This window comes from Bacteroides pyogenes, from assembly GCF_014196225.1.
Lineage (GTDB): Bacteria > Bacteroidota > Bacteroidia > Bacteroidales > Bacteroidaceae > Bacteroides > Bacteroides pyogenes_A.
The window spans coordinates 1-9115 of record NZ_JACIDI010000033.1 but is presented as its reverse complement, the minus strand read 5'-3'; the positions used below and the strand labels follow the sequence as shown (position 1 = coordinate 9115).

At 52.8% G+C, this 9115-nt stretch carries 9 protein-coding genes and 1 riboswitch; all 9 genes read left to right on the top strand.

Annotation, left to right across the window (positions count from 1 at the left end):
* On the top strand, positions 1 to 1233 hold a 1233-nt coding region (locus tag GGR07_RS13600; protein ID WP_183200523.1), incomplete at its 5' end, for a hypothetical protein.
* 293 nt (positions 1234 to 1526) lie between these two features.
* Positions 1527 to 2024, top strand: coding sequence for an HU family DNA-binding protein (locus GGR07_RS13595; protein ID WP_021645647.1), 498 nt, complete (start codon positions 1527 to 1529; stop codon positions 2022 to 2024).
* A gap of 301 nt (positions 2025 to 2325) precedes the next feature.
* Positions 2326 to 3294: a peroxiredoxin family protein gene (locus GGR07_RS13590; RefSeq protein WP_122056605.1), complete on the top strand. Its 969-nt coding sequence runs from the start codon at positions 2326 to 2328 to the stop codon at positions 3292 to 3294.
* A gap of 25 nt (positions 3295 to 3319) precedes the next feature.
* A complete protein-coding gene (locus GGR07_RS13585) occupies positions 3320 to 3682 on the top strand; it encodes a hypothetical protein (RefSeq protein ID WP_147298150.1) in 363 nt (120 codons plus the stop codon).
* 208 nt (positions 3683 to 3890) lie between these two features.
* Positions 3891 to 3983, top strand: a riboswitch (TPP riboswitch).
* A gap of 61 nt (positions 3984 to 4044) precedes the next feature.
* Positions 4045 to 4245, top strand: a complete 201-nt coding sequence (thiS, locus tag GGR07_RS13580) for a sulfur carrier protein ThiS (RefSeq protein ID WP_027326053.1) — start codon at positions 4045 to 4047, stop codon at positions 4243 to 4245.
* Positions 4246 to 4249: 4 nt separating this feature from the next.
* The gene (locus GGR07_RS13575) at positions 4250 to 4927 is read left to right on the top strand and encodes a thiamine phosphate synthase (RefSeq protein ID WP_081691768.1); all 678 of its coding nucleotides are present in this window, start codon (positions 4250 to 4252) and stop codon (positions 4925 to 4927) included.
* 6 nt (positions 4928 to 4933) lie between these two features.
* A complete protein-coding gene (locus GGR07_RS13570; protein WP_021645654.1) occupies positions 4934 to 5710 on the top strand; it encodes a thiazole synthase in 777 nt (258 codons plus the stop codon).
* Positions 5711 to 5795: 85 nt separating this feature from the next.
* Positions 5796 to 7487, top strand: coding sequence for a phosphomethylpyrimidine synthase ThiC (gene thiC, locus GGR07_RS13565; protein WP_021645655.1), 1692 nt, complete (start codon positions 5796 to 5798; stop codon positions 7485 to 7487).
* A 36-nt stretch (positions 7488 to 7523) separates the two neighbouring features.
* Entirely contained in the window at positions 7524 to 8651 is a 1128-nt protein-coding gene (thiH, locus tag GGR07_RS13560; protein WP_021645656.1) for a 2-iminoacetate synthase ThiH, read from the top strand.
* The last annotated feature ends 464 nt before the right edge of the window (positions 8652 to 9115 follow it).

Genomic DNA, 9115 nt, shown 5'->3' with positions numbered 1-9115 from the left:
GGATTACCTGCTGACACTCCTGAGGAGGCTTTTAAGGGCAACCACACGCTCAAATGCCGCATCGTTCCGTGGAACGAAGTGCAGGAAGAGGTGAAAGTGCCGGGCAACAAACGGCTGACTGTGGATCAGAGGAGCATAACGTTGACAGACCAAAACATTGCTATTGGGAAAGCGCTGACCATCACCACAGAGAACACCGGTGGGTGGCAGATAGACCCTCTGACAGTTCCTGCTTGGGCTACAATCACCGGTGACTTAAACAGCACTACCGACGGTACGTCGACCATTACCATCAAAACTAAAGAAGCAAACAAATTTCAATCTGCCAAACTTAAGCTTACGGCCGGAGGAGCGGAAATGGGAATATGGATTCAACAACGTGGGAAGCTACCTATCGAATACGTAGCAGAACATAACATAGCAGGAGGGTTTGGCTCTCTGAGATGGGCGAACAATGACAATAACAGTGATAGTGGCCTTTATTCCAATTACGATGCCACAGGAATTTCTAATTATGCTCCACCTAATAATATTTGTGCTAATGTCTTCAATGAACCTCTGCTGAAGGATCAATACCACCTGCCCACCACAGAAGAGTGGACTTGTGTATTTACATATAGCAGTGCTGGTGCTTTCTTTCAAAGACCTGCTCCGACCAGCACACTGAATGTTAATGAAGCTTGTGAAATATATGCCACTAATCCCACACATAAGCGTACTTATGCCTCTGATTATTACACCAGAGGAAATGATGGTATTACTTATGCCCTTCGTTTCAAAAAAGGGACGGGAGCACCGGACAATGATGACAATGATCATAGCTTAACCACACATCCTCTCGCTTCGAATGACGACCTGCTTTGTGCTTACCGATACGAACGTGTGGGTTCATGGACCCTCAATAGCTCCACCAGCCGCGTGATAGTTACTGTTCGCTATGTGGGTCCGGGATTTGCAGGCAATATCAACACCATTTCCAATGAAGCATGGTGGAATAATAACAAGAAGGAAGACATCCAGCGTATTTTCCCTATTTGCGGACGAAAAGAGTATCAATCAGATAATATCAGAGATCGAGGCGTGAGAGCGGATTATTGGGCAGGCGGTCGTTTTGTAGTAAGATGGGGACTTATTAATGCTTGGGGACCGAATATCAGAGAGGATGCTCTATACACCCATGTTTTACATAAACGTGAGAATATGCTTTCTATTCGCCCTTTCTCAAATAATTAACAATATCTTCATGCTTATATTGTACTCTTGATCTCGGAAGAACAATATAAAAAAGAGTGTGAAAGAAAAATATAAAAAACTTATAAACCAAGTCACTCGTCTGCCCGTTTCCGGTAAAGGCAACATCAAGGTCAGGACTTAGAGGACGTCGAGAGTCCGACTTAGACGATGCCAAGAGTCCGATCTCGGCATGGTCAAGAGTCCGACCTCGACAATACCTCCTCAGGAGCATATCCGGGGCATGTCCGGCGACACAGGCAGACTATTGTTAAACCTTTAAATAATTTATTACAATGCTATTCTTCAAGAAACAGAAATCACAGCTCAAAGACCGACCTGTGAAGTATTATCCGCAAGTAGTGACCGTGGGCAAGCCTGCCGATACGCAGGAAGTGGCGCGCCGCATTGCGCGCGAGAGTACTTTATCGCCGGCGGACGTGCACGCCGTTGTCCGCGCGTTGCCGGAAGTGATGTCGCAAATCATGTCCGAAGGACGAAGCGTAAGCCTCGACGGGCTGGGTTCGTTCCGCTACACAGGAGTGGTAGGCAAAACGGTAGACCGTGCCGAGGACGTGAACGCAGACCTTTTCAAAGGGATACGCGTGCGCTTCACTCCCGCGCGTGAACGGAAGGACCTCGGAACGGGATACACCCGGGCACTGGTGAGCGACATCAGTTTTGCCGAATGGCAGGGAAAACCGTCGAAGAAAAAGCCGGAAACCGGAGGTGGCACTTCCTCGCCGGGAGGAGGTTCCGGCGGACACGGCGAGGCTCCCGACCCGGGATCATAAAAGGTAAGGTGCAGGCACAATCCTGCAAGACGTTTTCATCCGTGAAAACCGTGAAGCAGCTGCGGTGTTGCCCGAAACTTTCCTCTCCTCTCCTTTTACCTCATAACATGTCGTGTACTCACACTCCCGATGCCGGGATTTCCGGAGAGGTAAAGGGAAACAAGGGAATTTCCGGCAACACCACAGACCAAGCTTAAAAGACCTGCCGGCCGGACTTAAAAAACTCAAAAGCCCCGACCGTCAGACTTAAAAGAACCACCGGCCAAACTTAAAAGTCCGCCGGGCAGACTTAAAAGAACCTATGAACAAACTACATGACTTCCTCGCTCTATTGCCCGCTCTCTTCCTCTTGTCCGCCCTCTGCTGCGGATGCCGGAGCCGGAAACAAGGAGAAGAACCGGAAATAGAAAGCCGCTACATGCGGCTGCTACATGCTCTTGTGACAGACGACACGCCTGCCCTCCGCCGTGAACAGCATTACATAACGGACACACTCCCGCCCGACACGCTCCTCGCCTTTCCACACAGAAACGACTACATGCGTGTATGGGCAGATTCGTACATCTTATACGACGCAGTGATGAAAGCGGAGAAACCCGAGGTGGCAACCACTCTTGCTTCCGAACGTTTCTGCACCGATATGAAACGCCTTGCCGCCCGGCTGACGGGCGCAGGCAGGCAGCGCTGTGCGGAAGAGATGTTGCGCCCCGTGGCGGAATGCTTGTCGGAGCATGGCATGAACGATGCGGCAACGGTTACCGCCGCCGCATGCATGGGCATCGATGCCGATCCTGCCCATCCGGGCGACATTGCCCACCGTCTGCTCACCCGTCTGCTGCTTGTGGGGAAGAAGGCTCCCTGTTTGTCCCGTACTGTCCCGTCGGTATCGGCCGGCCCCACGTTGTTGCTGTTTTATGAGACGGATTGTCCCCGCTGCGAATCCGTCCTGCGCGACTTGTGCGGATTCTACGCCACCCTTAAAGGAATAGGCATTCGTGTGGTTTCCATCGCTTCGGACGAAGACGAACGCACATTCTCTTCCCGTGCCGCCTCATTGCCTTGGGCTACGAAATTGCATGATTCCCGTGGTTTCCGGAGTCCCGACTTCGAGGCTTACGGTGTGGCATTTACACCGACCCTTGTATTAGTGAATCCGGACGGGCGTGTGGCCGGTTCATACAGTACGTTGGAAGAGACGGGGCTGATTGGCAGTTCAGTTATCTCGTCGGCGTCAGCGAAGCAGCAGCATACAGATACAACCTCAAACTGAAATAATATTGGAAAATATCGAAAACATGAATTCACTTTTATCCTCTACCGGAGACATGGGGACAGAGTTAACGATGCTCCACGCCAAACTTCAGGTGTATTACCTCATGCAGATTTTTTTCTGGCGTAGGCATGATATAGAAAAAGCTGGGATATTCAAAGCCAGGCTGAAACAATTGCAAGATTCTGAAATAGAAGAGAAGAAACTGTGTGTAAGCATGCGGACGCTATGCACTGCTTGCATGCGTATGAAAGAAAGTTACGCACGGGAACTGGCGATGGTGGACAGGATTTTGGAAAAGCATCCCACTTTGTTTCTCATGGAGAACGAACAGATTATGGAAATTCTTGAAAATGAAACGGGAAACAAGGGAAGGAAAGAAACATAGAGAGATTTGAAACACGAAGAAGCTGCCCAGTTATGAACTGCACTCCAAAAGTTTTACGTCCGACTTTGAGAGTGCCATATTTCAAGCCTCTTTGCAGTACTTCATTGTTTCAACCGCCATCATTTCCCCCCCCGCTTCGGAGCGGAATGAAAAAAATAATCGCAGGAAAAGATGTTTTTCCCGATCTTTTTCGCTTACTTTGTTCCCTGTAAAGACAAAGGGGTGCCCCGTGAGGGCTGAGATTATACCCTAAGAACCTGATGCAGTTAGCACTGACGTAGGGATTGTGTTACTTATTATTGTTTGCCTTTCACAACGCCTCCTTTGTATTTACTTTCAAACTTATAAACCCGAATAAGAAAATGAAAGTACAAGTGAACGACAAAGAGGTGGAGGTTTCTCCCTCATTTACTCTTCAACAACTTATCCCTTATCTGGATTTGCCGACGCAGGGCATTGCCGTCGCCGTAAACAACCGCATGATTCCCCGCACGGACTGGGAAAGCCACGCGCTGCACGAAAACGACCGTATAGTGATTATTAAAGCGGCATGCGGAGGATAAGGAAATGACGAATTTATTATTTATCACACACCGCACCGAACGGTACTCGTACTTCGAGTCGGCTTGCATGGCGCTCGAAGGGGGATGCAAATGGATTCAGCTACGGATGAAAGACGCGCCGCTCGAAGAGACGGAAGCGGTGGCGCGCCGGCTGAAACCGCTTTGCAAGGCGCAATCGGCAGTGCTGATGATCGACGACCACGTTGAGCTGGCAAAGAAACTAAGACTCGACGGCGTACATCTGGGCAGGCACGATATGCCTGTGGAGCAGGCGCGGAAAGTATTGGGAGCCGGATATATCATCGGCGGCACGGCGAACACGTTCGAAGATATCGTGCGCTGTTACCGCGCGGGAGCGGATTATCTGGGCGTCGGTCCCTTTCGTTTTACCACAACCAAACAGAATTTGAGCCCGGTATTGGGCACCGAAGGTTACGCCTCTCTCCTCTCGCAAATGAAAGAGGCCGGCATTGACCTGCCCGTGCTGGCTATCGGCGGAATTACGTTCGACGATATTCCCGGCATCCTGCAAACAGGCGTAACGGGAATCGCGCTCTCGGGGGCAATTCTGCAAGCGGAGAATCCGGTGGAAGAGACCCGGCGAATCATCGGCGGCGGACTTACGAGCGGACAAGGAAGCCGCACAAAGACAAAATCAGTGAAACAAGGAAACAATACATAAGAAGAAATGGAAAAACTAATCATTGCGGGACGTGAATTCGGCTCCCGCCTTTTTCTGGGAACGGGCAAGTTCCACTCCAACGAAGTGATGGAACAGGCGATTCTGGCATCCGGCACGGAGATGGTGACGGTGGCCATGAAGCGGGTGGACATGAACGATAAAGGAGACGACATGATGAAACACATCGTTCATCCGCACATTCAGCTATTGCCCAACACTTCGGGGGTGCGCAACGCGGAGGAGGCGGTATTCGCCGCAAGGATGGCGCGCGAAGCCTTCGGGACGAACTGGCTGAAGCTGGAGATTCATCCCGACCCTCGTTACCTGCTGCCCGATTCCGTCGAAACGCTGAAAGCGACGGAGGAGCTGGTGAAACTGGGATTTACGGTACTCCCCTATTGCCAAGCCGACCCGGTGCTGTGCAAACGTCTGGAAGAGGCGGGAGCCGCCACGGTGATGCCGCTGGGAGCGCCGATAGGAACCAACAAAGGGTTGCAGACGAAAGAGTTTCTACGCATCATCATCGAACAGGCGAACGTGCCGGTAGTGGTAGACGCGGGCATAGGCGCGCCGAGCCATGCGGCGGACGCGATGGAAATAGGCGCGGCGGCGGTACTGGTGAACACGGCCATTGCCGTAGCGGGCAATCCGGTTGAGATGGCAAAGGCGTTCAAAGCGGCAACGGAAGCGGGACGCCGGGCTTACGAAGCGGGGCTTGGCGCGCAAGCCGACGACTTTACGGCAGAGGCAAGCTCGCCGCTGACGGAGTTTCTAAACTTGTAACAACCGGGTGTACCGAAGGATGAAACAACTTTAATTAACTGAAACTGTTCGGCTTTTTGCCTGCAACAGCCAATCGTAACGAAACATGAAACAACAGATAAAATTTCCCCGTTCTCAGAAAGTATATATGTCCGGAACGCTGTATCCGCACATCCGCGTAGGCATGCGGAAGGTAGAGCAAGTGCCCAGCGTGAGCTTCGAAGGCGAAGAAAAAATACTGACTCCCAATGCGGAGGTATACATATACGACACCAGCGGCCCGTTCAGCGACCCTGCCGTCGACATCGATCTCAAGAAGGGATTGCCGCGACTGCGTGAGGAATGGATCGTGGGGCGCGGAGATGTGGAACGGCTTCCCGAAATCAGTTCGGAGTACGGACGGATGCGACGCGACGACGCGACGCTGGATTCGCTGCGGTTCGAGCACATCGCGCTGCCTTATCGCGCCCGAAAAGGAAAAGCGATTACGCAGATGGCGTATGCCAAACAGGGCATCATTACGCCGGAGATGGAGTATGTAGCCATCCGAGAGAACATGAATTGCGAGGAGCTGGGCATCGAAACCTACATCACTCCGGAGTTTGTGCGGAAGGAGATAGCCGAAGGAAGGGCGGTGCTGCCTGCCAACATCAACCACCCGGAAGCGGAACCGATGATTATCGGGCGCAACTTTCTGGTGAAAATCAATACGAATATCGGAAACTCGGCTACGACTTCGGGCATCGACGAGGAGGTGGAGAAGGCGGTATGGAGCTGCAAATGGGGAGGCGACACGCTGATGGATCTATCCACCGGAGCCAATATCCACGAAACGCGCGAATGGATCATACGCAACTGTCCGGTGCCGGTGGGGACGGTTCCGATCTATCAGGCGTTGGAGAAGGTGAACGGAGCAGTGGAAGACCTGACGTGGGAGATTTACCGCGACACGCTGATAGAGCAATGCGAGCAAGGGGTGGATTACTTCACCATTCACGCGGGGATACGCCGTCACAACGTGCATCTGGCGGAGAAACGGCTGTGCGGCATCGTGAGCCGGGGAGGAAGCATCATGAGCAAATGGTGTCTGGTGCACGACCGGGAGAGTTTCCTGTACGAACATTTCGACGATATTTGCGATATTCTGGCACAATACGACGTGGCTGTGTCGCTGGGCGACGGCCTGCGCCCCGGATCCATACGCGACGCCAACGACGAAGCGCAGTTTGCCGAGCTGGACACGATGGGCGAACTGGTGCTGCGGGCATGGGAAAAGAACGTGCAGGCGTTCATCGAAGGACCGGGACATGTGCCGATGCACAAAATCAAAGAGAACATGGAACGGCAGATAGAGAAGTGCCACAACGCTCCGTTCTATACGCTCGGGCCGATAGTGACCGACATCGCGCCGGGCTACGACCACATTACTTCCGCCATCGGAGCGGCGCAAATCGGCTGGCTGGGCACCGCCATGCTTTGCTACGTCACTCCGAAAGAGCATCTGGCGCTGCCCGACAAAGAGGATGTGCGGGTGGGGGTAATCAGCTACAAGATTGCCGCGCACGCCGCCGACCTTGCCAAAGGGCATCCGGGCGCGCAGGTGAGAGACAACGCCCTGAGCAAGGCGCGGTACGAATTCCGGTGGAAAGACCAGTTCGACCTTTCGCTCGACCCCGAACGCGCGCAGTCTTATTTCCGAGCGGGGCATCACATCGACGGGGAATATTGCACGATGTGCGGTCCGAATTTCTGCGCCATGCGCCTGTCTCGCGAACTCAAATCGGCAAAGAAGGAATGACAATGCCGCGAATATGAATATTAAAACGAAAAAGAAATGTTTTCCGACGAATTAGCAAAAATATCTTGGGAAGAGACGACGGCAGCCATCTGTTCCAAAACCGAGAGGGACGTCCGCCGCGCGCTGAGCAAGCAGGGGCGTCTCGATGTAGACGACTTCATGGCTCTCATCTCGCCCGCCGCCGCTCCGTACCTCGAAGCAATGGCTCGTCTCAGCCGTAAATATACGATGGAACGGTTCGGCAAAACAATCTCGATGTTCGTGCCGCTCTACATCACCAACTCGTGCACCAACTCGTGCGTGTATTGCGGGTTCCACGTCAGCAACCCGATGAAGCGCACCATTCTCACGGAGGAAGAGATCGTGAACGAGTACAAAGCCATCAAACGGCTGGCTCCGTTCGACAACCTCCTGCTGGTCACCGGAGAGAACCCCGCAGTGGCAGGCGTGCCATACATCGCCCGAGCGCTGGATCTGGCGAAGCCCTATTTCAGCAATCTTCAGATTGAAGTGATGCCGCTCAAAGCGGAAGAGTACGAAGAACTGACGCGTCACGGACTGAACGGCGTGATTTGTTTTCAGGAGACTTACCACAAGGCGAACTACAAAAGGTATCATCCGCGAGGAATGAAATCGAAGTTCGAATGGCGGGTCGACGGCTTCGACCGGATGGGACAGGCGGGTGTGCACAAAATAGGAATGGGCGTGCTCATCGGTCTGGAGGATTGGCGGACGGATGTGACGATGATGGCGTATCACCTGCGTTACCTGCAAAAACATTACTGGAAGACGAAGTACAGCGTGAACTTCCCGCGTATGCGTCCTTCGGAAAACGGAGGGTTTCAGCCCAATGTGGTGATGAGCGACCGCGAGTTGGCGCAGCTGACTTTCGCCATGCGCATCTTCGACCACGATGTGGACATCTCCTACTCCACCCGTGAAAGCGCAGCGTTTCGCGACAGCATGGCTACGCTCGGCGTGACGACGATGAGCGCCGAAAGCAAGACGGAACCGGGAGGTTACTACAGTTACCCGCAGACTTTGGAGCAATTCCACGTGAGCGACGAGCGGAAAGCGGTGGAAGTGGAGCGCGCGCTGAAGCGACTGGGACGTGAACCGGTGTGGAAAGACTGGGATCAGGCGTTCGATGCCGCGGCGAGATAAGCCGGAAAGGCTTGTGCGAAGAGAAGATTCGGCGGCAATTTGCAAATGCGGCATCGGTTGCGTTGGAACGACTATTGTCTCCGCACGAAAAGCAAGCGGGAATCTTCAAAGAACGGTTGGAAGAAAAGCAGAGCTGCTGGTGAAAACCGACAGAGGCTCTGATGAAAACAAACAGAGCCTGTGACAGAGACGAACAAAACCTTGTTTCGATTCGACAGGACCTTTGACGCAAACCAACAGAACCTTCGATCGAAACAAACAGAGCCTCTGACTGAAACAAACAGAGCCTCTGACTGAAGCAAACAGAGCCTCTGACTGAAACAAACAGAGCCTCCGACTGAAACAAACAGAGCCTCCGACTGAAACAAACGTAAGCCTCCGGTAAAGTACGTATTGCAAAATACAAAAAATTAGTCCCGACTGGGCACGATTCGTTCAGATTCGCCTCCGAGTCGGGACTAATA

What these genes read in the sequence shown, in the direction of transcription:
- GGR07_RS13595 (WP_021645647.1), top strand. Translation starts at nt 1,527, where the DNA reads ATGCTATTCTTCAAGAAACAGAAATCACAGCTCAAAGACCGACCTGTG.
- GGR07_RS13590 (WP_122056605.1), top strand. Translation starts at nt 2,326, where the DNA reads ATGAACAAACTACATGACTTCCTCGCTCTATTGCCCGCTCTCTTCCTC.
- GGR07_RS13585 (WP_147298150.1), top strand. Translation starts at nt 3,320, where the DNA reads ATGAATTCACTTTTATCCTCTACCGGAGACATGGGGACAGAGTTAACG.
- thiS (WP_027326053.1), top strand. Translation starts at nt 4,045, where the DNA reads ATGAAAGTACAAGTGAACGACAAAGAGGTGGAGGTTTCTCCCTCATTT.
- GGR07_RS13575 (WP_081691768.1), top strand. Translation starts at nt 4,250, where the DNA reads ATGACGAATTTATTATTTATCACACACCGCACCGAACGGTACTCGTAC.
- GGR07_RS13570 (WP_021645654.1), top strand. Translation starts at nt 4,934, where the DNA reads ATGGAAAAACTAATCATTGCGGGACGTGAATTCGGCTCCCGCCTTTTT.
- thiC (WP_021645655.1), top strand. Translation starts at nt 5,796, where the DNA reads ATGAAACAACAGATAAAATTTCCCCGTTCTCAGAAAGTATATATGTCC.
- thiH (WP_021645656.1), top strand. Translation starts at nt 7,524, where the DNA reads ATGTTTTCCGACGAATTAGCAAAAATATCTTGGGAAGAGACGACGGCA.